The following is a 23,171-nucleotide window of genomic DNA, read 5'->3' on the forward strand; positions in this document are numbered from 1 at the left end:
GGCCCGTGTTTCCGGTCGGGACCGTGTTATTCGCTCGGGGCGGTCCCGATCAGTTCCAGATTGCTGCCCTGTTCGACACGCTCGTGGCCCTGTTCCTCGTTGCGGATCCGGTATTGCGGCTTGCCACCATTGTCGGGCAGCCGCATCAGAACCGTGAATTCGGTCGGCGTGCGCGGCGACAGACCGACGCGTGATTGCAGCGAGACCTGCTGTCCCTTGCTGAAGATGTTCTTTGCCATTCATGTATTCCAATACTGTCAGCGCGCGGCGCGGCGCTGGCGCGCGCAGTGCGGAACCGGCGATGGGATCGCGCGGTGGTCCGGTCGGGATGCAAGCGAGGTGTTGAGCAGGCAGGGACCCGCCCAGGTTAGGCCTGACTTAACATGGGCTGACCATACTCCCCTATTGCCGCAAATCATAGGTGAAACTTCACGCCCGACGCCTGCGCGGCCCGTGGCGGACAAAATTTTGTGCAGCGCAGAAAAAGAGCAGGGCAAAGTCTCCACCCCGTGTCATAGTAGCCGCAGCCGCCGTGATCGCAGCAATCTTGGCAACGGCTTGGGAACCAAGTGACTGTGAACCCGTTTCAGAGTTCTTTACATAAGGTGTCGACATGCTCATCAGGTTCGGTTTCGAGATTATGGTTGATTGTCCGGCGCCTGTGCCGATGTTGCTGGCGCTGTCGACCCACACCGAATTCAACGGGCGGCTGATCGGCGCCGATTATGTCCGGACCACCAGCATGACCCCGATCGCGGTCTATGTGGACCAGTATGGCAACCGTATCTCCCGTGCCATCGCCGACACCGGCCGCACCACCTTCTGGTCCGATTGCGTCGCCGAGGTCAGCGGCGTGCCGGACATCTTCCCGACATTCGCCATCCAGCACCGGATCGAGGATCTGCCCAGCGACACGCTCGATTTCCTCGGCGCCAGCCGCTATTGCGATTCCGACAGCCTGGGCAATTTTGCCTGGGCCAATTTCGGCAATACCCAGGAAGGCTGGCCGCGGGTGCAGGCGATCTGCGACTTCGTCCACAACCACGTCACCTTCGGCTACAAGTTCGGCCGCCCCGACAAGACCGCGCGCGACGTGCTGGAGGAAAAATCCGGCGTCTGCCGCGATTTTGCCCATCTCGGGGTCAGCCTGTGCCGGGCGATGAACATTCCTGCGCGCTACGCCAGCGGCTATCTCGGCGATATCGGCGTGCCCGATTCCGGCTTTGACGATTTCTGCGCCTGGTTCGAGGTGTTTCTGGGCGGAAGCTGGCACACGGTCGACGCGCGCTACAATGTGCCCCGCATCGGCCGCATCCTGATGGTGCGCGGCTCGGATGCCTCGGATGTGGCGATGATCACCTCCTTCGGCTCCTATCAACTGAGCTCGTTCCGGGTCTGGACGACGCAGCTCGAGGACGGCACCAGCGACCAGCAGGTGCATGCCATGCTGGAGACCCTGCCCCCGCCGCGTCCCGGCGGCCCGGATTTCGGCCTGGCGGTTCCGGGCGCTGTTCACCTGTTCTGAGCGGGCGGCGCGCCTTCAGTCGGAGAACTTTCCTGGTTTGGGCATGCCCCGAGCCTGGTCAAGGGCATCGATCATATCCTGGATTGATTTGAGGCCGCCGGATCCTCGCCACGGCGTCCGGGGCAGACAGAACCTGGCTTCGGATCTCGCCGCACGGCTTCCTCGGGCCTGTCCCGAGGATCTGGAGGACCATCGGTTTTCCCATGGCTCGGGTTGTCCGGGGCGGGTGTCACCAGATCCTCGGCATGACGCCCGATGACGACAGGGAGCCCGGAAACAGCCTTTCATCCTCCCCGGCAGGTCCGCGGCAGGCGCGTGAATCACCGGTCGATTTTGCTAACCGCTCATTAGCCATGATTTCATTCAGCTTGAGTTCATTCAGGCTTTGTCATGGTGTCCACATCAAACTGAGATGTGAAGGAGGACACCGTGATGACCCTGGCTCTGGCCCTGCTTGCCCTGATGGTCGTGGTGCTTTTCAGCGGCCTGGTTCTTGGCGCGCTCCGCAAGGAGCTGCCGCACAAGGCCAATGATCCGATCTGGGATCCGCAGCGCTGACTGACGCACCACTGATCCCGCCATCCGGCCCGGCCCCTGGACAGTTCCACGGGCCGGGCCGCTTTCGTTCGAACCTCTGATACGGTTCGGGTCAGTCACCCGGCCGGGTGCGCAGGTGAGCACCCTCCCTGGCCTGCCATTGTTTCATCAGCACCGCGCGGCGTTGCGGATAGGCCGCGGTCTGCACCGTAAGGCCGATGATCCGGTCGGCGCGGAAATGCCGGAAATCATTGCGCAATTCACACCAGGACACCACCACCCGGGCGCGGTCGAAAAACGCCAGCGCGATCGGCCAGATGGTGCGCTCGCTGCAGGCGCCATTGACGTCGGCATAGGAGATGGAGAGCTTGCGCTGGCGCCGGATGGCGTCGCGGATGCGCGGCAATTCGCTCTCGCCGGCGGCCAGCGGCGGGCCGGGAACCACCAGCAGGGTGGATTCGTCGAGCCCCGCCTTGAGATCGTCGGGCAGCACGGCGGCGATCTTGGTAAGCGCATTGCGCGCCGCAGCCCCCAGCGGCTGGTCCGCCTGTTCCGCCACCCAGCGCGAGCCGAGCACCAGCGCCTCGATCTCGTCCTCGGTGAACATCAAGGGCGGCAGCATGAAGCCGGGCTTGAGCACAAAGCCGACGCCGGCCTCGCCGTCAATCGCCGCCCCTTGCGATTTCAGCGTCTCGATGTCGCGATAGATGGTTCTGAGCGACACCCCGAGCTCTTCAGCCAGCGACGCCCCACTGACCGGCCGCTTGTAGCGCCGGAAGACCTGCAACAGATCAAGAAGACGAGCGGCGCGGGACAATTTTGGGCTCCGGGGTGGGATGGCGACGGCGGAGTGTAGCAGATCATGCTGCCAGAATGTGGCAGGAAGGATCGGGGCGTATTCAGGTGCTGTGGCTGGTGGGCTTTGCGCAGAATATGGAAGTGCGTTGCGGCAGGATTGAGGAAGAACTATGTGGCAACTGTCGGCCCAGAGCGGTCCTTGTTGACCGGCGCTATGAAGGTCTGATTCGAGCCCTTTTTTGCCAAATGCTGTGAATTATGCAAATGTCAACTTTCACTATTTATCCAAGAACCTTGAAAAATTGTTTCGGTTTTGAAGGGGGTGGAAGCGCGAAGAATTGCCTTTTTTGCTCGTGCCAAAAATAGAGTTGTTGGGATAGTCATGATCGCTAGCAGGCAAATATCGAAAGCCGCCATTCTGACTTATCACCCGTGTTTTCCAAAATTTGAAACGGTGGCCTAACTTGCTGCTGTTCGGCCAAGCTTAGTACGTTGTAAATTCTTTCATTTCATCATGCTGAAAATCATAGACGACAGTAAGATATCCAGTCAAAGTGCGCCTCAACCGCCTCGTTGACTGAATAGTCGCCAGCTTTACAGACCCAAAACGGCCCTCTAAGGCGTCCCTTATTAATCCAGATATCGTGGATGTAGAAATTGAGCTGTGTTTACAGACAAGAATCGTAAGATCTGTAAATCCTATGTCTTGATCCGCCAATGGATTTTGCTCTTCTAGGTCAGTTATAATAGTGAATTCATCTATGTCGCCATTCTTGGCCAGAGAAGCAAAGGCAGAATTCTCGCCGATCTACAAGACTCGAACCGCGTACTCGCCGATTAAAGATGCAAATATTGCGCCCATAATAAATTATCCCGCCCAAAACATTTTTTTCATGAATATTCCTTCTTTGTATGGTATTTTTGAACTTATTTTCGTTTAAAAAAATATTTTGGGGAGGGTATAATGTCAAATTACCGTTTTATAATTTTGTTCTCTGTCGCTTCTGGAGTGCTTGCTGCGTGTCAGAATATCGGTGCTTCGGATAGTCGTGAAGATCATATTATTGTTTCTACAAAAATGCTTTGGTTAGATGCTAACCCTGAAAGCTCGCCTTGGGAAAAATTTGCTACAGAGGCGATGAAACAGCATGGAGGCGCGTTGCTGAATTCGACACCAAAAGATATAAGCAACTGGTGTCCCGCCTATGATCGCCAATCTTCTGAACAAAGGCAAGCATTTTGGGCGTTTCTCATGTCATCATTGATGAAATACGAGAGTAACTATGATCCCTCAGTAACATACACTGAGCCCTTTGAGGACGCGTCGGGAAACAAAGTCGTAAGCCGTGGCCTCCTTCAGCTTTCTATCGAAAGCTCAAATGGATACGGGTGTGGTATTGCTGATGCTAAAGAATTGCATGACCCACAAATCAATCTTTCTTGCTCTATACGCATTATGGACAGATGGATTGAAAGAGACGGGGTGATCGCGGCCAGAACTACGGCCGGAAAATGGCGTGGTATGGCAAGATACTGGTCTCCTTTCCGCCGATCCCAACAAAGGAGCGCGATGCAAGCTCAAGTTAGCGCATCCAGCTATTGTCAAACTTAGTATAAGATCAACGTATGAGCGCTAATTCATAGCCTGCTCCAGAAACGACCGTTTGTTGAACAGCGCGCCAAAGCGGCTTTTGATCGCGCAAAATCATTGTCTGCTAAGTCCGCTTTTCAGACTTTGGTGCGTCCTGCAGCGAAAGCCCGCTTCCCGCCCATATCTACCTTGTAGCGCATTGCAGCAAACGCCCGTTCCTGATTACCCCGCCTCCTGCCCCCCACAAAAAGAAACCGGAAATCACTCCCCGGTTTCTTTTATCCAGCCTTGAAGACCTATCAGGCTTCAGGCGGTGTTTCGTCAGTGTCAGGCGCCTGAGTATCACCGGCTTCCGGTGCCGTATCACCAGCCTCTGGCGCTACAGCTTCGCCTTCGACACCCTCGACGCCCTCTTCCAGCAGTTCTTCTTCCGTTTCCGGCTCGCTGATGCGGTCGACGGAGACGACGCGTTCGTCCTTGGCGGTGGAGAAGATGGTGACGCCCTTGGTGGCGCGGCCGGCCAGGCGGATGCCGCCGACAGGAACCCGGATCACCTGGCCGCCATCCGAGACCATCATGATCTGGTCGCCCTGCTCCACCGGGAAGGCGGCGATCAGCGGACCGATCTCGCCGGTCTTGGAGGTGTCGGTGGCGCGGATGCCCTTGCCGCCGCGGCCCGAGATGCGGAACTCATAGGTCGAGGAACGCTTGCCGTAGCCCTTCTCGCTGACGGTCAGGATGAACTGCTCGCGGGCCTTGAGCTCCTCGTAGCGCTCATTGGAGAGTTCGCCGATTTCCTCGGCTTCCTCGCCGACCAGAACCACATCCTCGGCCTCGTCGCCGAGTTCGGCCCGGCGTTCGGCCATGGCGCGCTTAAGGAAGGCTGCGCGTTCGGCGGCCTCGGCATCGACATGATGCACGATGGTCATCGAGATGATGTGATCGTCGGGCCCGAGGCTCATGCCGCGCACGCCGATCGAATTGCGGCCGGCAAAGACGCGGACATCATCGACCCGGAAGCGGATGCACTGGCCAAGTGCGGTGGTCAGCAGCACGTCGTCGAACTCGTTGCAGGTCTCGACATTGAGGATCGAGTCGGTTTCGTCGTCGAGCTTCATGGCGATCTTGCCATTGCGGTTGACCTGGACGAAGTCACTGAGCTTGTTGCGCCGCACGGTACCGCGCGTGGTCGAGAACATCACGTCGAGATTGGCCCAGCTCGATTCGTCCTCGGGCAATGGCATGATCGAGGTGATCCGCTCGCCCTTTTCCAGCGGCAGCATGTTGATCAGCGCCTTGCCCTTGGATGTCGGCGTGCCGATCGGCAGACGCCAGACCTTTTCCTTGTAGACAATGCCGCGCGAGGAGAAGAACAGCACCGGCGTATGGGTGTTGGCGACAAACAGCCGTGTGACGAAATCCTCGTCGCGCGTCGACATGCCGGAACGGCCCTTGCCGCCGCGGCGCTGTGCCCGGTAGGTGGCCAGCGGCACCCGCTTGATATAGCCGGCATGGCTGACGGTGACGACCATGTCCTCGCGGGCAATCAGGTCCTCGTCGTCCATGTCCGGACCACCTTCGGTGATCACGGTGCGGCGCGGAATGCCGAATTCGTCGCGTACGGCAATCAACTCGTCCTTGACGATCTGCTGGACGCGGACGCGGGAGGCGAGGATTTCGAGGAAATCCTTGATTTCCTCGCCGATCTTGCTCAGCTCGTCGCCGATTTCATCGCGCCCGAGCGCGGTCAGCCGGGCCAGGCGCAATTCGAGAATGGCGCGCGCCTGTTCCTCGGAGAGATTGTAGGTGCCGTCCTCGTTGATGCGGTGGCGCGGATCGTCGATCAGCCGGATCAGCGTCTCGACATCCATCGCCGGCCAGCGCCGGGTCATCAACTGTTCGCGCGCGGTCGCCGGATCGGGCGCCTTGCGGATCAGCGCGATGACTTCATCGATATTGGCAACCGCAATGGCGAGGCCGACCAGGACATGCGCCCGCTCGCGCGCCTTGCGCAGCAGATATTTGGTCCGCCGGGTGATCACATCCTCGCGGAAGGCGACAAAGGCCTTGAGCATGTCGATGAGGTTCATCAGCTCCGGCTTGCCGCCATTGAGCGCCACCATGTTGACCCCGAAGGAGGTCTGCAGCGGCGTGTAGCGGTAGAGCTGGTTGATGATCACATCGGCCACGACATCGCGCTTGAGCTCGATGACGACCCGGTAGCCCTGGCGGTCGGATTCGTCGCGCAGGTCGGAAATGCCCTCTATGCGCTTGTCACGCACCAGTTCGGCCATCTTCTCGATCATCGTCGCCTTGTTCACCTGATAGGGAACTTCGGTGATGATGATGGCTTCGCGGTCATTGCGCATCGGTTCGACATGAACCTTGCCGCGCATCATCACCGAGCCGCGGCCGGTCTCGAATGCCTGGCGGATGCCGGCCTGGCCCAGGATGATGCCCGAGGTCGGGAAATCCGGGCCGGGAATGATGCTCATCAGCTCGATGAGATCGATCGCCGGGTTGTCCATGATGGCCATGCAGCCATTGATCACTTCGACCAGATTGTGCGGCGGGATGTTGGTGGCCATGCCGACGGCAATGCCGCCTGCGCCATTGACCAAGAGATTGGGGAAGCGTGCCGGCACCACCTTCGGCTCGGAGCCCGACGCGTCATAGGTGTCCTGGAAATCGACGGTGTCCTTGTCGATATCCTCGAGCAATTCGTGCGACAGCTTGGCCAGCCGGGATTCGGTGTAGCGCATCGCGGCAGGCGGATCGCCGTCGATGGAGCCGAAATTGCCCTGACCGTCGACCAGCATGGCGCTCATCGACCAGTGCTGCGCCATGCGCACCATGGCGTCGTAGATCGACTGGTCGCCATGCGGGTGATATTTACCCATGACGTCACCGACGATGCGGGACGATTTCACATATTTGCGGTTCCAGTGATAGCCGCCCTCATGCATGGCATAGAGGATTCGGCGATGCACGGGCTTGAGCCCGTCGCGCACATCGGGCAAGGCCCGGCTGACGATCACGCTCATGGCGTAATCGAGATAAGAGCGCTGCATTTCCTCGACAATCGAAACCGGCTGAATGCCTGGCGTAATCGGTCCGGCGGGTGTTTTCTGGTCTGTCAAAGCGGTCCACGGAGCTTGGATGGAATCATTTGTGCGTTATAGCCGAAAGCCACCGTTGTCGCCAATTTTCCAGCCCGGTTTGGCGGTTTAGGTGACTTTCTCCACCGTTGCTGTTGCTCACAGGGGTTCCGAAGCGGTCCGTGGTGTCGTAAGTCCTTGGATACGGCCTTCCAACGGGCTTGCGGGGATGTGTCATGACTGCCGATCTGATCATAAATGCCTTCGTCACCATCATCGTGATGTTCGACCCGCCCGGCCTGGCGGCGATCTTTCTCGGCCTGACCACCGGCATGACGCGCAGCCAGCGCATGCAGGTGGCCATGCGCGGCACGGTGACGGCGGCGGCAATCCTGGCGGTTTTCGCCATTGCCGGGGCCGGCATTCTCAGCGTTCTGGGCATATCGCTGGGCGCCTTCCGCATTGCCGGCGGGCTGCTGCTGTTCTGGATCTCCTTCGAGATGATCTTCGAAAAGCGCCACGAGCGCCAGGAAAAGAGCGCCGAACGGGCGATCACCAAGGACCATATCTCCAATGTGGCAGTGTTTCCGCTGGCAATTCCGCTGATTGCCGGCCCGGGTGCGATTTCTGCGGTCATCCTGCTTGCCGGCTCCTTCTATGCGCCGGTGGAGCGCGCCGGCCTGATCGGCGTCATCATCGCCGCCTCGCTGGTGCTGTTCGCATTTCTGGTGATTGCCGAGCGCATCGACCGCTTCCTCGGCGACACCGGCCGCACCATCCTCACCCGGCTTCTCGGCGTGGTGCTGGCAGCGCTTTCGGTGCAGTTCGTCGTCGACGGCATCAAGCAGGCATTTCTGGGCGCGTAGCGGAGGCGTCACATGCAGCCGGAGCAAAGCTACAGCTTCGAGGCCGAGCTGCGGCTGGTGCAATCGGCCAAGGCCGCCTGGCATTTCGTCACCGTACCGCAGGAACATTCGCACCGGATCCGGTTTTATGCCGGCCGGACCAATGGCTTCGGCTCCATCCGGGTGCGCGCCGCAATCGGCGACAGCGGCTGGTCGACCTCGCTGTTTCCCGACAAGGCATCGGGCTGCTATCTGCTGCCGGTCAAGGCGGCCATCCGCAGTGCGCAATCCATTGCCCAGGGCGACCGGATCCGGGTGAATCTTGTGATCGGCTGAGCGCCGGAGCGCTGCCACTGCTGAAGCGCGTTGCCTTCATTCCCTTTTCGAATACCGGTTCCGACCTTTCGGAACACGCCCTAGTCGGACAGCTCGACGATCACTTCCTTCCCGCCCCAGCCGTGCAGCCTGTCATGGGCGCGGACCGTGACCCGGGCCGTGCCCGGCGGAATGACAATGCCGGACTGGCTGCGGGTGAATGGCTGTTCGGTGTCATGCGGATGCAGCAGCACGCGCTCGCCCAGGACCGCGCCGTCCGCACCGGTCACCTGCCATTTGTCGGCATAATGCTCCCAGCCATCGTCGGCATGGCGCACGGTGACATCGAAACGGTAGGTGCCGTCGGAGGCCCTTGCATGGCTGACGGAAACCACATCGGCCTCCCCGGCACGGGCAGGCGTAAGCGCCAAAAGGCTGCAGGTCAGGGCCAGAAGGGCAAGGGTGACGGAGGCGGGTCGGGTCATCATCGCGCAAGTGTCGCCCGGAACCCGGCGGCAGACCAATCACAATTGCGTGGCTGCGGGCCCCATCGGGCGCGGCCCTTACACATCCGCCGGCACTCAAAGGGGCTCCGACTGCCGTGGGCGGCGGAGCCTCAATTGGCCGCCGGATGGCCGTCGCGCAATTGCAGCAGGTCCCACAGATTGCCGTAGATGTCGCGAAACACCGCCACGGTGCCGTAATCATAGGTCTGCGGGTCACGCACGAATTCGACCCCGGCCGCTTTCAGGCGCTGATGGTCGCGGGCAAAATCATCGGTGTTAAGAAACAGAAAGACCCGGCCGCCGGTCTGGTTGCCGATGAACGGCTCCTGTTCCGGCCTGGAGGCGCGGGCCAGCACCAGCGCGGCGCCCTGCCCGCCCTTGGGCCGGACCACCACCCAGCGCTTGTCCTGCTCGGGCTGGTAAGTGTCTTCCAGCAGGTCGAACCCGAGCACGCCGCAGTAAAAACCGATGGCCTCGTCATAATCGCGCACGACCAGGGCGATATGGGTGATGGATTGACGCATGGCAGTCTCCCGTGCCCGGCCGGGCGCTGTCAGAACCGGCAGGCGGTCACGTGCCCGCAGCCGGCGGCGAACCGGCAAAGCCCTGAGGATTGTCCTCGAACCATTTGACGATATCCGGCATCGCCTGTTCGAAACCGCCGGGCATGAACATGTTGAGCAGCCCGACCGGCGCATCGCTGCGGTTTTCGAAATCATGCAGGATCCCGGCGGGGATGCGCAGGAAGCTGCCCTTCGGCAGGTCTTTCCAGGTGTCACCGACCAGAAAGGAGGCCGTGCCCTCGAGCACGTAGAACACTTCCTCATTGGCCTCGTGCAGATGCGCTCCCGGGCCGGAGCAATGCGGCTCCAGCCACCATTCGGAGATCGCATAGCGGTCGCCGCTTTCGCCGTGGTCGGCCTTGAACACCGCCCGCATGCGGCCGAGGGAATAGGCGCGCCCTTCCCCCGGGCCAAGTTCGAGTACATCCGCTTGAGATGTCATGCCACCACTCCCGATGGTGCGGCAGCGGCTGACAGCCTGCTGCCGTCTGCCAATAGGCTCAGAACGGGATATCGTCGTCGAGATCCCGGGACGACCCGCCGCCGCCGGTGTTGCCGCCGCCGCTGAAACCGCCGCGATCGCCGCCGGACGAGGAGCCGCCGCCATAATCGCCACCGCCGCCACCACGGCTGACGCTGGAACCGCCGCCGCCGCCTTCATTGCGGCCGTCGAGCATGGTCAGGTTGCCGTTGAAGCCCTGCAGCACCACTTCGGTGGAATATTTGTCCTGTCCCGACTGGTCGGTCCATTTGCGGGTCTGCAACTGGCCCTCGACATAGATCTTCGAACCCTTCTTCAGGTAGTTCTCGGCAATCTTGCACAGGCCTTCATTGAAGATCACCACGCGGTGCCATTCGGTCTTTTCCCGGCGCTCGCCGGTGTTCTTGTCGCGCCAGCTTTCCGAGGTGGCGACCGAGAGATTGGCGATCGGCCGGCCGTCCTGGGTCCGCTTGATGTCCGGATCCGCGCCCAGATTGCCAATGAGAATGACTTTGTTGACGCTGCCCGCCATGATGATTCACCTTCCAACACTTCAGGCGGCTCTCAGCCGCCCCTCTTGATTTGACTGCACCTTACAGGATCGCCCGCCCGCCCGTCAGCGCGGCGTCGACAATCCACAGGCCTTTTTTAATGTTCTTTATTTGTTCTATTATCTGTGTCAGTTTCTGTCAAGAGATTCGGCCGCGGCAGCGGCAACCGGCGGCACGGCATCTCGACATTGCAGATGAGGTGCTTATGTATGGGTCTGGTTTGTCCCGGGAACCATCTCCTTGATGTGGAGTTGCTGTGGGGCAATGTTGAGTGCGGGTATGATCGGACACCCTCCGGGGCTATCGACCCTGCGAGGCTTATGGAGATGAGAGCATGCCGGCGCGTTCAGCAGGACGCCGCGGGATGCTCCACGGCAAATCGGCGGCATCATGACGGAACTGAAATCAATCACCATTCGCGGCGCGCGCGAGCACAATCTCAAGAATGTCGATCTCGATCTGCCGCGCAACAGCCTGATCGTGATGACCGGGCTGTCGGGATCGGGCAAGTCCTCGCTCGCCTTCGACACCATCTATGCCGAGGGCCAGCGCCGCTATGTCGAGAGCCTGTCGGCCTATGCGCGGCAGTTCCTCGAAATGATGCAGAAACCCGATGTCGACCAGATCGACGGGCTGTCGCCGGCGATTTCCATCGAACAGAAGACCACCAGCCGCAATCCGCGCTCCACTGTCGGCACCGTCACCGAGATCTATGACTATATGCGGCTGCTGTTTGCCCGCGTCGGCGTGCCCTATTCGCCGGCCACCGGCCTGCCGATCGAAAGCCAGACCATCAGCCAGATGGTCGACCGGGTGCTGGAGATGGAAGAAGGCACGCGGCTCTACATTCTCGCGCCGGTGGTGCGCGGCCGCAAGGGCGAATACCGCAAGGAACTGGCCGACTTCATGAAGAAGGGCTTTCAACGGGTCAAGATCGACGGCCAGTATTACGAGATCGCCGAGGCGCCGGTGCTCGACAAGAAATACAAGCACGACATCGACATCGTCGTCGACCGCATCGTGGTCCGGCCGGACATTTCCGCGCGCCTGGCCGACAGCCTGGAAACCTGCCTGCGGCTCGCCGACGGGCTGGCCATTGCCGAATTTGCCGACAAGCCGCTGCCCGACGCCGAGACATCGGCCGGCGGCTCGGCCAACAAGTCGCTCAACGAAACCCATGAGCGCATGCTGTTTTCGGAGAAATTTGCCTGCCCGGTGTCCGGTTTCACCATTTCCGAGATCGAGCCGCGGCTGTTTTCCTTCAACAACCCGCATGGCGCCTGCCCGACCTGCGACGGGCTCGGCACCCAGAAGAAGATCGACGATGCGCTGATCGTGCCGGAACCGAACCTGACCCTGCGCGGCGGCGCAATCGCGCCCTGGGCCAAGTCGAGCTCTCCCTATTACACACAGACGCTGGAGGCGCTGGGCAAGCATTTCGGCTTCAAGCTCTCCGACCGCTGGCAGGATCTGCCGGCCGCCGGCCAGAAGGCGATCCTGCGCGGCACCGCCGACAAGATCTCGTTCAAATATGATGACGGGCTGCGCTCCTACACCACCTCGAAGAATTTCGAAGGCATCATTCCCAATCTGGAGCGGCGCTGGAAGGAAACCGACAGCGCCTGGGCGCGCGAGGAAATCGAGCGCTACATGTCCAACGCCCCCTGCCCGGCCTGCGACGGCTATCGGCTCAAGCCCGAGGCGCGCGCGGTCAAGATCGACGGCTGCCATATCGGCCAGGTTACCGAATTGTCGATCCGGGTCGCCGGCGACTGGTTTGCCGAGCTGCCGGCGCGGCTCAACGAGCAGCAGAACCACATCGCGGTGCGGATTCTCAAGGAAATCCGCGACCGGCTGAAATTTTTGAACGATGTCGGGCTTGACTATCTGACGCTGTCGCGCAATTCCGGCTCGCTGTCGGGCGGCGAAAGCCAGCGCATCCGGCTGGCCTCGCAGATCGGCTCGGGACTGACCGGCGTGCTCTATGTGCTCGACGAGCCGTCGATCGGCCTGCACCAGCGCGACAATGCCCGGCTGCTGGAGACGCTCAAGCATCTGCGCGACATCGGCAACACGGTGATCGTGGTCGAGCATGACGAGGACGCGATCCTGACCGCCGATTACGTGGTCGATATCGGACCCCATGCAGGCATTCACGGCGGCGAGATCATCGCCCAGGGCTCGCCCGGCGACATCATGGCCAATCCGCGCTCGATCACCGGAAAATATCTCTCGGGCGAGCTCGAGGTGATGGTGCCGAGCCAGCGCCGCAAGGCCAAGAAGAAAAAGGAGCTGACGGTCGTCGGCGCCCGCGGCAACAATCTCAAGAACGTCACCGCCTCGATCCCGCTGGGCGTGTTCACCGCCGTGACCGGCGTATCGGGCGGCGGCAAGTCGACCTTCCTGATCGAGACCCTCTACCGCGCCGCGGCGCGGCGGGTGATGGGCGCGCGCGAAAACCCGGCCGATCATGACCGCATCGACGGGTTCGAGCACATCGACAAGGTGATCGACATCGACCAGTCCCCGATCGGCCGCACGCCGCGCTCCAATCCGGCCACCTATACCGGCGCCTTCACGCCGATCCGCGAGTGGTTTGCCGGCCTGCCCGAAGCCAAGGCGCGCGGCTACCAGCCGGGCCGCTTCTCGTTCAACGTCAAGGGCGGGCGCTGCGAGGCCTGCCAGGGCGACGGCGTCATCAAGATCGAGATGCATTTCCTGCCCGACGTCTATGTCACCTGCGACGTCTGCCACGGCAAGCGCTACAACCGCGAGACGCTCGACGTCACCTTCAAGCAGAAATCGATCGCCGATGTGCTCGACATGACAGTGGAGGAAGGCGTCGAGTTCTTCGCCGCCGTGCCTGCCGTGCGCGACAAGCTCAAATCGCTCGAAGGAGTCGGCCTGGGCTATATCAAGGTCGGCCAGCAGGCCAACACGCTGTCGGGCGGCGAGGCGCAGCGGGTCAAGCTGGCCAAGGAGCTGTCAAAGCGCTCGACAGGCCGCACGCTCTATATTCTCGACGAGCCGACGACCGGTCTGCATTTCCACGATGTCGCCAAGCTCCTGGAAGTGCTGCACGAACTGGTCGATCAGGGCAATTCGGTGGTGGTCATCGAGCACAATCTCGAAGTCATCAAGACCGCCGACTGGGTCATCGACCTCGGCCCCGAGGGCGGCGACGGCGGCGGCGAGATCGTCGCCGAGGGCACGCCAGAGGACATCGTCAAGGTGGACCGCAGCTATACCGGCCAGTTCCTGCGGGACCTGCTCGAACGCAAGCCGGGACGACGGGTGGAGGCGGCGGAGTAGACATGGACTCAATGGCAGAGTTTGAGACTTATCTACGAACGGCCGCTCCCGCCAATAGTGGGCTTCGACCGTTCGTCTGCTCAGGGTCGCCCCTGGAATGCTCCATTGCCTTGGTCGGTTATAATCCAGCGACCAATCTTGAGGCCGATTTCTGGAACTTTTGGAATTCTGCGCGCGGATTCGATAAAGCTAATTGGTTCGAAACGTACAAAGTGGAAAGACAAAACCGACCATTGAAACCCGGGAAGACACGGCGAAATGCGGTAAGTCCAACGAGGAAGCGGATTGAATTGTTCATTGAAGGTGTCGGCGATTATAAATGTTTGGAAACCAATTTGTATTGGGACGCAAGCGAAGACATTGCCTCCCATGTCCAGGGCAGCCGTCCATTGGTTGCATCGCTGCTCAAACAATTGCCTCTCCTTAAATTGATCGTCTGTCACCACGAGGCCGCATTCCGATTCTTAAAACCACAGTTCCCGGATATACAAATTGAACATGTTGACCATTTCGCCAATCGCAAACGTGGCTGGTCTGATTCTGCCGCACTTGAGTTAGGACAGCGCATGGGAGCCTTGCTCGCCAAATCTGTATAAGGGGATCAACGGCTGTCGAAATTAAACCGGTTGGAAGCAGCGGGATCCGTGCACAGTTTCTGTTGGAGTATGATCGACGAAAATGCAGTTCATGCCGTCCATGTGATGTTCTATCGGCCTGACAAGGAGACATGGGATGACGAGTTCACAATCCGACGCTAGGCATGAGCAGGTAACCCGGCCGGTTGAAGAAGGCGTTATGTCCCCAAAGTTTCCGTGACGCTGATCTACGAGCCCGACGATCCGACCAATTGGGGTCCCTATCTTTCCGCCGGGGACGTGCTGAAGCTCGACGAGGTGCGCCGCGCGCTGAGGCGTCGCGATATCCCTGCAGCAGCAAGCTACGGAGAGATTTTCGAGTTGACCAAGGTGGCATGAATGGCGGCGGCGAGATCGTTGCCGAAGGGGTGCCGCGAGGGAGCTTCGGAGTAGCAGACGGTTCTATTTCTCGAGGATAAACGTCTTGGAATTCATAATGCTGTCTGTCGACAACTGGATATCGCTTGCAATAACGGGTCTTGTCTCACTTCCTATAAATCTGTCGAAGAAGCTCGCCTCTTTAACGCTGAACTCCGCCACAGTCGTTGAGCTGTGTTCGTTGAGCTCAGCTATAGGCTTTACAGAGTATTGACCAGCAGGCAGGTTGTAGAGTGACCATTTGCCTTCATCGTCGGTGTAGACAACAGATACGCCTTCAGGACCCTGGACCTTTAACGGGAAGCCAACAGCAGGGGTCTCAACGCTGGTTGTGTTATCTGTGGGCTTGATTGTTACAGCCCCCGTGGCGACCGTTAGTTGCTCAGCCATGGAGGGAGTACTCCACAAAATTAGAGGGGTTATTAGGTACCAGAATTTAGTTTCCATCTTTCATCAACCTGATCTCGAACTTGGGATTATCTTTGCTAAGACCCCGAACCGTTGGACGTGTTTGAGCACTGCCATGAACAAAGGCATATCCGGTATAGCTCCGCCAAGTGTCCGGCACGGGGATTTTCATTCTGATTTCACCGTTGACTGAGTCCGGCGTCGAGGTTTGGCTCCACGGTGAAGTAGTAATACCAACAACAACCGAGTGGACATCGCTAATTAGCTCGGGATCAACTACGACGGAAGCGTCAAATTCCACGGTGTCCACTTGCGCCGGCGGCTGTAGCTGAAAGCCAAAAAAACCGAAACTTAGTCCCACCAAAAGGGTAAGAAACGGCAGACTACCAGATTTAACCTTTCCAACTGGCGAACTCCATTCCGTGATGTTGCCTTGAGGATCGTACTTGGCAGTTACCATTGCTATGACTGCGGTCACAATGCAAAGCGCTGCCAGCCCTAACAAGCAAAGCGATATCAATGTGCCACTATTCATAGCTGCAACTCTCTTTCCAAGTGAAGATATAATAACCCAATTGCGCCCGACTACAAAATCGGATTCGCTATTTTGAAATTAGTTTTGCAGAGCATGAACTTGTCAGCGCGTCTTGTAGTTCGCACGTAATAAAGAAAGCACTTAACGAGGAAATACGTATGGACAAAATTTCAACAATCCGCACCGGCATCGGCGGCTGGGTGTTTGATGCCTGGAACGAGAGTTTCTATCCGCCGAAACTGGCAAAGACCAAGCATCTTCACTATGCGGGGTCCCAACTGCGGGCGATCGAGGTCAACGGCACCTATTATGGCAGTCAGAAACCGGCGACATTTGCCAAATGGGCGGCCGATGTGCCCGACGGGTTCGTGTTTTCACTGAAGGCCAGCCGCTATTGCACCAATCGCAAGGTGCTGGCCGAGGCCGAGCCGTCGATCAGCAAATTCGTGACCCAGGGCATCACCGAGCTTGGCGACCGGCTCGGGCCGATCCTCTGGCAGTTCATGCCGACGAAGAAATTCGAGCCGGATGATTTTGCGGCCTTTCTGGCGCTGTTGCCCGAAAAGCAGGACGGAATCGCGCTGCGCCATGTCGTCGAGGCGCGGCACGAGAGCTTTTGCACGCCGGACTTCATCGAACTGCTGGCCGGGCACAATGTCGCGGCGGTCTGCGCGGATCATGAAACCTATCCGATGGTTGCCGATGTCACCTCGGACTTCGTCTATGCCCGGCTGCAACGCGGCTCTGACGACATTCCTACCTGCTACCCGCCCGAGGACATCGATCTCTGGGCCGAGCGGTTCAAGACCTACGCCAAAGGCGGCGTGCCGGATGATCTGGATCTGATCGCCGCTGACCGCAGCGTCAAGAAACAGCCGCGCGACGTCTTTGCCTTCTTCATCACCGGTGGCAAGGTCAATGCGCCTGCTGGCGCCATGGCACTGCAGCAGCGGGTTTAACCGGTGCGACCGGCCGATACGCCCTGCTGGGTTGATTGGCATCAAGGCGGTGCCGCGCAATAGCGGCTAATGTTTCTCCCGTAGTCTTCACACACTCAAGGGAGAGAGAAATGGGATTATTTTCAGGCAAGACCGCCCTTGTCACCGGATCCGGAGCCGGCATCGGCCGCGCCACGGCGCTGAAATTTGCGGCCGACGGCGCCAATGTGGTGGTCTCCGACATCCATGTTGACGGCGGCGAGGAAACCGTCTCGATGATCCACCAGGCCGGCGGAAGCGCCATGTTCCAGCGCGCCGATGTGTCCAAGGCTGCCGATGTGGCGGCACTCGTGGCCGGTGTCGTCGACCAGTATGGCCGGCTTGACTGTGCGGTCAACAATGCCGGCATCGAGGGCACCATCGCCCCCTTCGCTGACCAGGCCGAAGCCAATTACGACGCCATCATGGGCATCAATGCCAAGGGCACCTATCTCTGCATGCAGGCGGAGATCCGGCACATGCTTGCGGCCGGCGGCGGGACCATCGTCAATCTCGCTTCGATTGCCGGCTTGATCGGCTTTCCCGGCCTGTCGCCCTATGTCGCTTCCAAACATGCAGTGATCGGCATGACCAAGAACGCGGCGCTGGAATATGGCAAGTCCGGGATCCGGGCCAATGCGGTCTGTCCCGGTGGCATCGACACGCGAATGCTCGATTCGCTGGCCGATCAGGCAACCTCAGGCGCTCAGAGCAGCGCCCAGATGATGGATCCGCTGCACCCTCTCGGCCGCATCGGCACGCCGCAGGAAGTGGCCAACCTGATCGTCTGGCTGTCCTCGCCCGAAGCCTCTTTCATGCTCGGCGCCATCATTCCGGTCGATGGCGGCTACGTCGCCCAATAATGTCTTGCAAGCCCTGACGCAGCAGCAAAGCGCCACGAGTGATCACGGCCCGCCGACCCCGAGAGGTTTGCCGGGCCGTCGCCTGTCTTGCGCAGATGGTCTTGAGACTTTCCTGGCCTTTTGATTTTTTGTTGACCTGCGTCAAAGGGTATTTCGAGGTTGCAGTCATATTTCCATTCACCCGGGCGATCCGGTGTGAAAAGGAGACCATCATGGCAGATACACAGCAACATCTTCCCGCTTCACGTCCATCCGGACTGTTCGATGATTTTCGCGCAGAGATGGACAAGATGATGGAGCGCTTTTTTGGTGACACTGCAACCGCTGCGGCGAAAACCGGCTTTCCCTCGCTGACGACAGTGGGCGCGGTTCGCCCGGCCATCGACATCACCGAGAACGACAAGGCCATCACCCTGACGGCGGAACTTCCCGGCATGTCGGAGGACGAGGTCGACCTCACCGTTTCCGACGGCGTGCTGACGCTGAAGGGCGAAAAGACGGTGTCGCACGAGTCCAAGCAGGACCACAGCGTCGTCATCGAGCGCAATTACGGCTCGTTCTACCGTTCGTTTCCGCTTCCCGACCGGGTCGACCAGGAGGCGATCGATGCCAGTTTTGAAAAAGGTGTTCTCAAGGTGACCATGCCCAAGAAGCCCGGGCAGGACAACGGCGAACGCAAGATCAAGATCGGCACGTGATCATCACGTCCGCGGGCAGACTGTGACGTTTCGCGGCACTGGCCGGCCGGATGGCAGCAATCCTTGCATTCCGGTCGGCCTGTTTGTCAGGCCCGCGTGTCCTTGGGCAGAAACACGGTCAGCAGTCCGAGAAACGGCAGGAAGGCGCAGATCTGGTAGACATAGATGATGCCCTTGATGTCGGCCACCTGCCCCAGCACGGCGGCTGAAATGCCGCCCATGCCGAAGGCGAAGCCGAAGAACACGCCGGCAATCAGTCCGACCCGGCCCGGCACCAGCTCCTGCGCAAACACCACGATGGCCGGGAAGGCCGAGGCCAGCACCACGCCGATGATCACGGTCAGCACTGACGTCCAGAACAGATCGGCATGCGGCAGCATCAGCGTGAACGGCAGAATGCCAAGGATCGACACCCAGATCACCGCCCTCGCCCCGATCCGGTCGCCGATCGGCCCGCCGATCAGCGTGCCGGCGGCCATGGCGCCCAGAAACAGAAACAGCAGCAATTGCGCGTCCTGCACGGACACGTCGAAGCGTTCGATCGTGTAGAAGGTGTAGAAGCTGGAGAAACTGGCAACATAGATGTTCTTGGTGAACACCAGCAGCGCCAGCACCACCAGGGCTGCGACCACCCGCCTGCGGCTGTGCAGCAAGGTTCTGGATGCCGCGGGACGCCCCGCCGCGGCGCGGCGAAAGGCGCCATACCAGCGGCTGACCCAGGTCAGGATCACCATGGCGCCCAATGCGGCAAGGCCGAACCAGGCAACCGAGGCCTGACCGTTGGGCACGATGATGAAGGCGGCCAGCAGCGGTCCGCTGGCGGTGCCGATATTGCCGCCGACCTGAAACACCGATTGCGCCGTGCCGTGGCGTCCGCCCGAGGCCAGCCGGGCTATCCGCGAGGATTCGGGATGGAACACCGCCGAGCCGAAACCGACCAGGGCGGCCGCCGCCAGCAACAGGGCGTAGAATCCGGCTGACGACAACAGCAGCAGGCCGAGCAGCGAAAAGCCCATGCCCACCGGCAGCGCGTAGCCGAGCGGGCGCTTGTCGGTGAATGCGCCGATAGCCGGCTGCAGCAGCGACGCGGTGACCTGGAAGGCAAAGGTCAGCAGGCCGATCTGGGCGAAGCTCAGCGCGTAATTGGCCTTGAGGATGGGGTAGATCGCGGCCAGCACCGATTGCATCGTGTCATTGAGAAAGTGACAGACACTGAGCGCCACGACGATGGAGAAGGTTGCCGTTGTTGCAGCAGGCGTTGTTACAGGCGCGACGGGTGCCGCGTTGAGATCCGCAGGAGTCTGGGCCGTAGCGGCCGGTTTGGGCATTCCATCCATCTCTGTGTCCTCCCGCCGGACTGTTGCGAGCCTCGCGCTCAGGCCGGCAGAGCCAGTGATACACCGCTTGAAAGCGTCCCGCTTTCGTGCTGTGGTCTTTGTCTTACGAGAATGGGCCAGTGCGATGACCTTCGACCCGATTGACAGGACCGGCGCCGAGCGTCCGGTTGAAACCGCGGATCACCGCGCGCTGCGGCTGGCCGCGGTCGAGGCAGCGGTCGAGCCGGCTGTGGCCTATTCGCATTTCTATGATGATGACGAGCATGTGGCCGAACACGAGCATGGCCGGGCGCAATTGCTGCATCCCAGTGTCGGCGTCGTCACCGTCACCACCCGGGCCGGCCGCTGGATGGTGCCGCCCGGTCACGCCCTGTGGATTCCCGCCGGCGTGCGCCATGCGGTCGACACCATCGGCCGCGTCGACATGCACTCGGTCTATGTGCTGCCCGACGCCATTTCCGGTCTGCCGGCGCATCTGCATGTCACCGGCCTCACCCCTTTAATGCGCAGCCTGATCGCCGAAGCTGTCCGGCTGCGCCCCGAGGCGGCCACCCCGCGTGCCGGCTATATTCTGGGCGCCCTGTTGCATGAAATCCTGCACCTTCCTCAACGCCCGCTGGGCCTGCCGTTTCCGTCGCAGCGGCGGCTGGCGCAATTGTGCCGCGAATTCCTGGTGCAGCCGACCGCGCATCTCAAGATCGATCACTGGGCCGATGCGGCGGGCATGAGCCGGCGCAGTTTCACCCGGCTGTTTCGCAGCGAGACCGGATTGAGCCTGACCGCCTGGCGGCAGCAGGCCTGCCTGATGGCGGCCCTGCCGCGGCTCGCCGCCGGCGAAACGGTAACCGCGGTGGCGCTGGACCTGGGCTATGACAGCGTGCCGGCTTTCACCACCATGTTCTGCCGGGTGATGGGTGCGCCGCCCAAGACCTATCTGCGCGCCCAGGCGACTGCTTAAAGTGTTACATGAAGTTCAGGCCGGCTTGCCGATTTCCATCACCAGGTCCTCAGCGGTCATGTTGGCGCCCGCCCGCGTCCCGGCCTCGCCATGCTGCGCCACGCCGGCACAGGCCGCCTCGAAGGGCGGCATGCCCTGGGCCAGCAATCCGCCGATCAGACCGCCGAGCACATCGCCGGACCCGGCCGTGGCCAGCCAGGGCGGCGCATCGGCATTGACGGCACAGCGCCCGTCGGGTGCGGCAATCACCGTGTCGGCGCCCTTGTAGACAATCACGGCATTGAGCTGTTTAGCCGCCATGCGGGCGCGGTCGATTTTCGACAGGGTTTCGTCATCCGCAAGGTCGGGAAACAGGCGCCGGAACTCGCCCTCATGCGGTGTCAGAACAAGACGCAGCTTGTCATTGAATAAATTAGATAATTTCTCACTGCAAGAGGCGAAGGCCGTGATCGCGTCCGCGTCCAGCACCACCGGGCACCCGGTATCGGCCAGCAGCCGGATGAAGCTGCGCGCCTTGCCGAGATCGCCAAAGCCGGGGCCGATGACGAAGCTCGAAATCCGCTTGTCATTGAGCCAGTCCGTCAGGTCGGCATCATCCTTGATCGCCCGTTGCATGATCGCGGTCAGATGCGTGGCCTGCAGCAGCACCGCAATTGGCGGGGTTGCAAGGGTGACCAGTCCGGCACCCGACCTGAGCCCGGCCATTGCCGACAGCCGTGCAGCGCCTCCGGAGATCAGCGGGCCGGAAAACACCACCAGATGCCCGCGGCTGTATTTGTGCTGGGCCGATGATGCAGCGGGCAGCGCCTCACGGTAGAGCCCGGGATGATTGCGCCAGACGGGATCGTCGCTGCAGATCAGCCGCGCGGGCATGCCGATGTCGCACAGATGGGTCTGGCCGCACAGCGCCCTGCCCGGCATCAGCAGATGGCCGGGCTTGAGCGCGGCGAAGGTGACGGTGTGGCGCGCCGTGAAACAGGCGCCGGTCGGCACGCCGGTGCGGCCTGACAGCCCGGATGGCAGATCGACGGCAATCACCGGCGTGCCGGATTCTTCGGCCCGCTCGATCACGCCTGCAATCTCCTGGCTGACCGGCCGGTCGAGCCCGGCGCCGAACAGCGCATCGATGATCACGTCACCGGCCTGCGGCTGCCAGTCAGCCAGCGGGTGAAGCGGTCCCGGACAGATATCAAAGGCCCGCGCGGCATCGCCGCCGGGTCCGGGCTGACGGCCGTAGCGGACCACATGGACGCCGGATTGGCCGAGCAGCCGGGCGGCCACATGGCCGTCGCCGCCATTGTTGCCCGGTCCGCACATCACCACGGCACGCCGCATTTCGGGAAACTGCGACACCGCCACCGCCGCCACATGCGCCCCGGCGGACTGCATCAGCGCAAAGCCGTCCAGCCCGCTGTCGACGGCTGCCCTGTCGATGCGGGTCATGGCGGCCGGGGTCACCAGCAAGGTCTCGTTGATAGCCATGCCCTGTTCGTGGCACGGGCCTCGATGGCGGTCAAGATCGCGGCGCAGCGCGCGGTTCATCCGCAGTGGATGCAAGTCAATGCCTCGCAATTGTGCAAGATGCCTATTTATCGAGCACGTGCTGGCGCACAAAAAATCATCACCGGGATTGGCCGGTTTTTGCAAGGGAAGGAAATGGCTTCAAAACTGGCGGAAAGACGCTCCGGCGCTGATTTTCCCTCGGATTTTCTCCGCTTTCCCGCCCGCGTGGCAATTATTTTGGTCTGAAGCGACAATTTTCGAATAAAGTGGCACGGTGTGTGCTTTGATATCGGCGAGTGGGTTTCTGGCGTTTGCCTTGATGCCTGCTTTCACAGGACAGAGCGGAGAATTGGTTTTCATGAAAAAGATCGAAGCGATCATCAAGCCGTTCAAGCTTGATGAAGTGAAGGAAGCTCTTCAAGAAGTTGGTCTCCAGGGCATCACCGTCACCGAAGCCAAGGGGTTCGGCCGCCAGAAGGGCCATACCGAGCTCTATCGCGGAGCGGAGTATGTTGTTGATTTTCTGCCCAAGGTCAAAGTCGAGATCGTGCTGGCGGACGAGACCGCAGAAGCAGCAATCGACGCAATCCGCAATGCGGCCCAGACCGGCCGTATCGGCGATGGCAAGATCTTCGTTTCCAACGTCGAGGAAGTCATCCGCATTCGTACCGGTGAAACAGGCAATGACGCCATCTGACCACTGTGTTCGGCGGACCGCCGCGCACCCATCGTCTTTATTTAACAGGGAATATCGCAC

25 protein-coding genes are annotated in these 23,171 nt (G+C 60.6%); 14 read left to right on the top strand and 11 right to left on the bottom strand.

Features of this window, described 5'->3' with window-relative positions; all coding sequences use genetic code 11:
- Nucleotides 1-26: 26 nt before the first annotated feature.
- Complete coding sequence (locus OEG82_RS13630; protein ID WP_267612959.1) at nucleotides 27-239, bottom strand: hypothetical protein; 213 nt, start codon at nucleotides 237-239, stop codon at nucleotides 27-29.
- A 374-nt stretch (nucleotides 240-613) separates the two neighbouring features.
- Here OEG82_RS13630 and OEG82_RS13635 point away from each other — a divergent pair, with 374 nt between their 5' ends.
- Entirely contained in the window at nucleotides 614-1,525 is a 912-nt protein-coding gene (locus tag OEG82_RS13635) for a transglutaminase-like domain-containing protein (RefSeq protein ID WP_267612960.1), read from the top strand.
- Between the two features lie 432 nt (nucleotides 1,526-1,957).
- A complete protein-coding gene (locus tag OEG82_RS13640; RefSeq protein WP_267612961.1) occupies nucleotides 1,958-2,083 on the top strand; it encodes a hypothetical protein in 126 nt (41 codons plus the stop codon).
- Between the two features lie 91 nt (nucleotides 2,084-2,174).
- Here the strand turns inward: OEG82_RS13640 and OEG82_RS13645 are convergent, their stop codons facing one another.
- The gene (locus OEG82_RS13645) at nucleotides 2,175-2,879 is read right to left on the bottom strand and encodes a helix-turn-helix transcriptional regulator (protein WP_267612962.1); all 705 of its coding nucleotides are present in this window, start codon (nucleotides 2,877-2,879) and stop codon (nucleotides 2,175-2,177) included.
- A gap of 945 nt (nucleotides 2,880-3,824) precedes the next feature.
- Here OEG82_RS13645 and OEG82_RS13650 point away from each other — a divergent pair.
- The gene (locus tag OEG82_RS13650; protein ID WP_267612963.1) at nucleotides 3,825-4,472 is read left to right on the top strand and encodes a hypothetical protein; all 648 of its coding nucleotides are present in this window, start codon (nucleotides 3,825-3,827) and stop codon (nucleotides 4,470-4,472) included.
- Nucleotides 4,473-4,750: 278 nt separating this feature from the next.
- On the opposite strand, the gene gyrA is transcribed toward OEG82_RS13650, so the two are convergent.
- Nucleotides 4,751-7,591 carry a DNA gyrase subunit A gene (gyrA, locus tag OEG82_RS13655; protein ID WP_267612964.1) on the bottom strand — a complete coding sequence of 947 codons (2,841 nt, stop codon included), beginning with the start codon at nucleotides 7,589-7,591 and terminating at the stop codon, nucleotides 4,751-4,753.
- Between the two features lie 194 nt (nucleotides 7,592-7,785).
- Here gyrA and OEG82_RS13660 point away from each other — a divergent pair, with 194 nt between their 5' ends.
- Both OEG82_RS13660 and OEG82_RS13665 read left to right on the top strand, forming a co-directional pair.
- Nucleotides 7,786-8,415: a MarC family protein gene (locus OEG82_RS13660; RefSeq protein ID WP_267612965.1), complete on the top strand. Its 630-nt coding sequence runs from the start codon at nucleotides 7,786-7,788 to the stop codon at nucleotides 8,413-8,415.
- A gap of 12 nt (nucleotides 8,416-8,427) precedes the next feature.
- Nucleotides 8,428-8,730 carry a DUF1905 domain-containing protein gene (locus OEG82_RS13665; RefSeq protein ID WP_267612966.1) on the top strand — a complete coding sequence of 101 codons (303 nt, stop codon included), beginning with the start codon at nucleotides 8,428-8,430 and terminating at the stop codon, nucleotides 8,728-8,730.
- 80 nt (nucleotides 8,731-8,810) lie between these two features.
- Here OEG82_RS13665 and OEG82_RS13670 read toward each other — a convergent pair whose 3' ends face one another.
- From OEG82_RS13670 to OEG82_RS13685, 4 genes are all read right to left on the bottom strand, one after another.
- The gene (locus tag OEG82_RS13670) at nucleotides 8,811-9,197 is read right to left on the bottom strand and encodes a hypothetical protein (protein WP_267612967.1); all 387 of its coding nucleotides are present in this window, start codon (nucleotides 9,195-9,197) and stop codon (nucleotides 8,811-8,813) included.
- Nucleotides 9,198-9,325: 128 nt separating this feature from the next.
- Complete coding sequence (locus OEG82_RS13675; RefSeq protein ID WP_267612968.1) at nucleotides 9,326-9,739, bottom strand: VOC family protein; 414 nt, start codon at nucleotides 9,737-9,739, stop codon at nucleotides 9,326-9,328.
- Between the two features lie 46 nt (nucleotides 9,740-9,785).
- Nucleotides 9,786-10,220: a cupin domain-containing protein gene (locus tag OEG82_RS13680; protein ID WP_267612969.1), complete on the bottom strand. Its 435-nt coding sequence runs from the start codon at nucleotides 10,218-10,220 to the stop codon at nucleotides 9,786-9,788.
- A 58-nt stretch (nucleotides 10,221-10,278) separates the two neighbouring features.
- On the bottom strand, nucleotides 10,279-10,791 hold the full coding sequence (locus OEG82_RS13685) for a single-stranded DNA-binding protein (protein ID WP_324288953.1): 513 nt from the start codon (nucleotides 10,789-10,791) through the stop codon (nucleotides 10,279-10,281).
- 409 nt (nucleotides 10,792-11,200) lie between these two features.
- Here OEG82_RS13685 and uvrA point away from each other — a divergent pair, with 409 nt between their 5' ends.
- The 3 genes from uvrA (at nucleotide 11,201) to OEG82_RS13700 (ending at nucleotide 15,096) form a co-directional block, all read left to right on the top strand.
- The gene (gene uvrA / locus OEG82_RS13690) at nucleotides 11,201-14,122 is read left to right on the top strand and encodes an excinuclease ABC subunit UvrA (protein WP_267612970.1); all 2,922 of its coding nucleotides are present in this window, start codon (nucleotides 11,201-11,203) and stop codon (nucleotides 14,120-14,122) included.
- 2 nt (nucleotides 14,123-14,124) lie between these two features.
- A complete protein-coding gene (locus tag OEG82_RS13695; protein WP_267612971.1) occupies nucleotides 14,125-14,718 on the top strand; it encodes a hypothetical protein in 594 nt (197 codons plus the stop codon).
- A gap of 216 nt (nucleotides 14,719-14,934) precedes the next feature.
- The gene (locus OEG82_RS13700; RefSeq protein WP_267612972.1) at nucleotides 14,935-15,096 is read left to right on the top strand and encodes a hypothetical protein; all 162 of its coding nucleotides are present in this window, start codon (nucleotides 14,935-14,937) and stop codon (nucleotides 15,094-15,096) included.
- A gap of 63 nt (nucleotides 15,097-15,159) precedes the next feature.
- On the opposite strand, the gene OEG82_RS13705 is transcribed toward OEG82_RS13700, so the two are convergent.
- Nucleotides 15,160-15,525, bottom strand: a complete 366-nt coding sequence (locus OEG82_RS13705) for a hypothetical protein (protein WP_267612973.1) — start codon at nucleotides 15,523-15,525, stop codon at nucleotides 15,160-15,162.
- Between the two features lie 46 nt (nucleotides 15,526-15,571).
- Nucleotides 15,572-16,078 carry a hypothetical protein gene (locus OEG82_RS13710; protein ID WP_267612974.1) on the bottom strand — a complete coding sequence of 169 codons (507 nt, stop codon included), beginning with the start codon at nucleotides 16,076-16,078 and terminating at the stop codon, nucleotides 15,572-15,574.
- A 158-nt stretch (nucleotides 16,079-16,236) separates the two neighbouring features.
- Here OEG82_RS13710 and OEG82_RS13715 point away from each other — a divergent pair, with 158 nt between their 5' ends.
- From OEG82_RS13715 to OEG82_RS13725, 3 genes are all read left to right on the top strand, one after another.
- Nucleotides 16,237-17,037, top strand: a complete 801-nt coding sequence (locus OEG82_RS13715) for a DUF72 domain-containing protein (protein ID WP_267612975.1) — start codon at nucleotides 16,237-16,239, stop codon at nucleotides 17,035-17,037.
- A 110-nt stretch (nucleotides 17,038-17,147) separates the two neighbouring features.
- Entirely contained in the window at nucleotides 17,148-17,918 is a 771-nt protein-coding gene (locus OEG82_RS13720; RefSeq protein ID WP_267612976.1) for a glucose 1-dehydrogenase, read from the top strand.
- A gap of 212 nt (nucleotides 17,919-18,130) precedes the next feature.
- Nucleotides 18,131-18,616: an Hsp20/alpha crystallin family protein gene (locus OEG82_RS13725; RefSeq protein ID WP_267612977.1), complete on the top strand. Its 486-nt coding sequence runs from the start codon at nucleotides 18,131-18,133 to the stop codon at nucleotides 18,614-18,616.
- A gap of 86 nt (nucleotides 18,617-18,702) precedes the next feature.
- Here the strand turns inward: OEG82_RS13725 and OEG82_RS13730 are convergent, their stop codons facing one another.
- Entirely contained in the window at nucleotides 18,703-19,944 is a 1,242-nt protein-coding gene (locus OEG82_RS13730; RefSeq protein WP_425497650.1) for an MFS transporter, read from the bottom strand.
- 133 nt (nucleotides 19,945-20,077) lie between these two features.
- Here OEG82_RS13730 and OEG82_RS13735 point away from each other — a divergent pair, with 133 nt between their 5' ends.
- A complete protein-coding gene (locus OEG82_RS13735) occupies nucleotides 20,078-20,911 on the top strand; it encodes an AraC family transcriptional regulator (protein WP_267612979.1) in 834 nt (277 codons plus the stop codon).
- 15 nt (nucleotides 20,912-20,926) lie between these two features.
- Here OEG82_RS13735 and OEG82_RS13740 read toward each other — a convergent pair whose 3' ends face one another.
- A complete protein-coding gene (locus tag OEG82_RS13740) occupies nucleotides 20,927-22,393 on the bottom strand; it encodes an NAD(P)H-hydrate dehydratase (RefSeq protein WP_267612980.1) in 1,467 nt (488 codons plus the stop codon).
- Nucleotides 22,394-22,417: 24 nt separating this feature from the next.
- On the opposite strand from OEG82_RS13740, the gene OEG82_RS13745 reads away from it, so the two are divergent.
- The gene (locus tag OEG82_RS13745) at nucleotides 22,418-22,660 is read left to right on the top strand and encodes a hypothetical protein (RefSeq protein WP_267612981.1); all 243 of its coding nucleotides are present in this window, start codon (nucleotides 22,418-22,420) and stop codon (nucleotides 22,658-22,660) included.
- Between the two features lie 112 nt (nucleotides 22,661-22,772).
- The gene (locus OEG82_RS13750) at nucleotides 22,773-23,111 is read left to right on the top strand and encodes a P-II family nitrogen regulator (RefSeq protein WP_047029994.1); all 339 of its coding nucleotides are present in this window, start codon (nucleotides 22,773-22,775) and stop codon (nucleotides 23,109-23,111) included.
- Nucleotides 23,112-23,171: the final 60 nt, after the last annotated feature.

Origin of the sequence: Hoeflea ulvae (assembly GCF_026619435.1) — a bacterium.
Lineage (GTDB): Bacteria > Pseudomonadota > Alphaproteobacteria > Rhizobiales > Rhizobiaceae > Hoeflea > Hoeflea ulvae.

Excerpts from the sequence above, each read along its gene's own strand:
- OEG82_RS13630 (WP_267612959.1), bottom strand. The coding sequence starts at position 239 with ATGGCAAAGAACATCTTCAGCAAGGGACAGCAGGTCTCGCTGCAATCA.
- OEG82_RS13635 (WP_267612960.1), top strand. The coding sequence starts at position 614 with ATGCTCATCAGGTTCGGTTTCGAGATTATGGTTGATTGTCCGGCGCCT.
- OEG82_RS13640 (WP_267612961.1), top strand. The coding sequence starts at position 1,958 with ATGACCCTGGCTCTGGCCCTGCTTGCCCTGATGGTCGTGGTGCTTTTC.
- OEG82_RS13650 (WP_267612963.1), top strand. The coding sequence starts at position 3,825 with ATGTCAAATTACCGTTTTATAATTTTGTTCTCTGTCGCTTCTGGAGTG.
- OEG82_RS13660 (WP_267612965.1), top strand. The coding sequence starts at position 7,786 with ATGACTGCCGATCTGATCATAAATGCCTTCGTCACCATCATCGTGATG.
- OEG82_RS13665 (WP_267612966.1), top strand. The coding sequence starts at position 8,428 with ATGCAGCCGGAGCAAAGCTACAGCTTCGAGGCCGAGCTGCGGCTGGTG.
- OEG82_RS13670 (WP_267612967.1), bottom strand. The coding sequence starts at position 9,197 with ATGATGACCCGACCCGCCTCCGTCACCCTTGCCCTTCTGGCCCTGACC.
- OEG82_RS13675 (WP_267612968.1), bottom strand. The coding sequence starts at position 9,739 with ATGCGTCAATCCATCACCCATATCGCCCTGGTCGTGCGCGATTATGAC.
- OEG82_RS13680 (WP_267612969.1), bottom strand. The coding sequence starts at position 10,220 with ATGACATCTCAAGCGGATGTACTCGAACTTGGCCCGGGGGAAGGGCGC.
- OEG82_RS13685 (WP_324288953.1), bottom strand. The coding sequence starts at position 10,791 with ATGGCGGGCAGCGTCAACAAAGTCATTCTCATTGGCAATCTGGGCGCG.
- uvrA (WP_267612970.1), top strand. The coding sequence starts at position 11,201 with ATGACGGAACTGAAATCAATCACCATTCGCGGCGCGCGCGAGCACAAT.
- OEG82_RS13695 (WP_267612971.1), top strand. The coding sequence starts at position 14,125 with ATGGACTCAATGGCAGAGTTTGAGACTTATCTACGAACGGCCGCTCCC.
- OEG82_RS13705 (WP_267612973.1), bottom strand. The coding sequence starts at position 15,525 with ATGGCTGAGCAACTAACGGTCGCCACGGGGGCTGTAACAATCAAGCCC.
- OEG82_RS13710 (WP_267612974.1), bottom strand. The coding sequence starts at position 16,078 with ATGAATAGTGGCACATTGATATCGCTTTGCTTGTTAGGGCTGGCAGCG.
- OEG82_RS13715 (WP_267612975.1), top strand. The coding sequence starts at position 16,237 with ATGGACAAAATTTCAACAATCCGCACCGGCATCGGCGGCTGGGTGTTT.
- OEG82_RS13720 (WP_267612976.1), top strand. The coding sequence starts at position 17,148 with ATGGGATTATTTTCAGGCAAGACCGCCCTTGTCACCGGATCCGGAGCC.
- OEG82_RS13725 (WP_267612977.1), top strand. The coding sequence starts at position 18,131 with ATGGCAGATACACAGCAACATCTTCCCGCTTCACGTCCATCCGGACTG.
- OEG82_RS13730 (WP_425497650.1), bottom strand. The coding sequence starts at position 19,944 with ATGCCCAAACCGGCCGCTACGGCCCAGACTCCTGCGGATCTCAACGCG.
- OEG82_RS13735 (WP_267612979.1), top strand. The coding sequence starts at position 20,078 with ATGACCTTCGACCCGATTGACAGGACCGGCGCCGAGCGTCCGGTTGAA.
- OEG82_RS13740 (WP_267612980.1), bottom strand. The coding sequence starts at position 22,393 with ATGGCTATCAACGAGACCTTGCTGGTGACCCCGGCCGCCATGACCCGC.
- OEG82_RS13745 (WP_267612981.1), top strand. The coding sequence starts at position 22,418 with ATGGCGGTCAAGATCGCGGCGCAGCGCGCGGTTCATCCGCAGTGGATG.
- OEG82_RS13750 (WP_047029994.1), top strand. The coding sequence starts at position 22,773 with ATGAAAAAGATCGAAGCGATCATCAAGCCGTTCAAGCTTGATGAAGTG.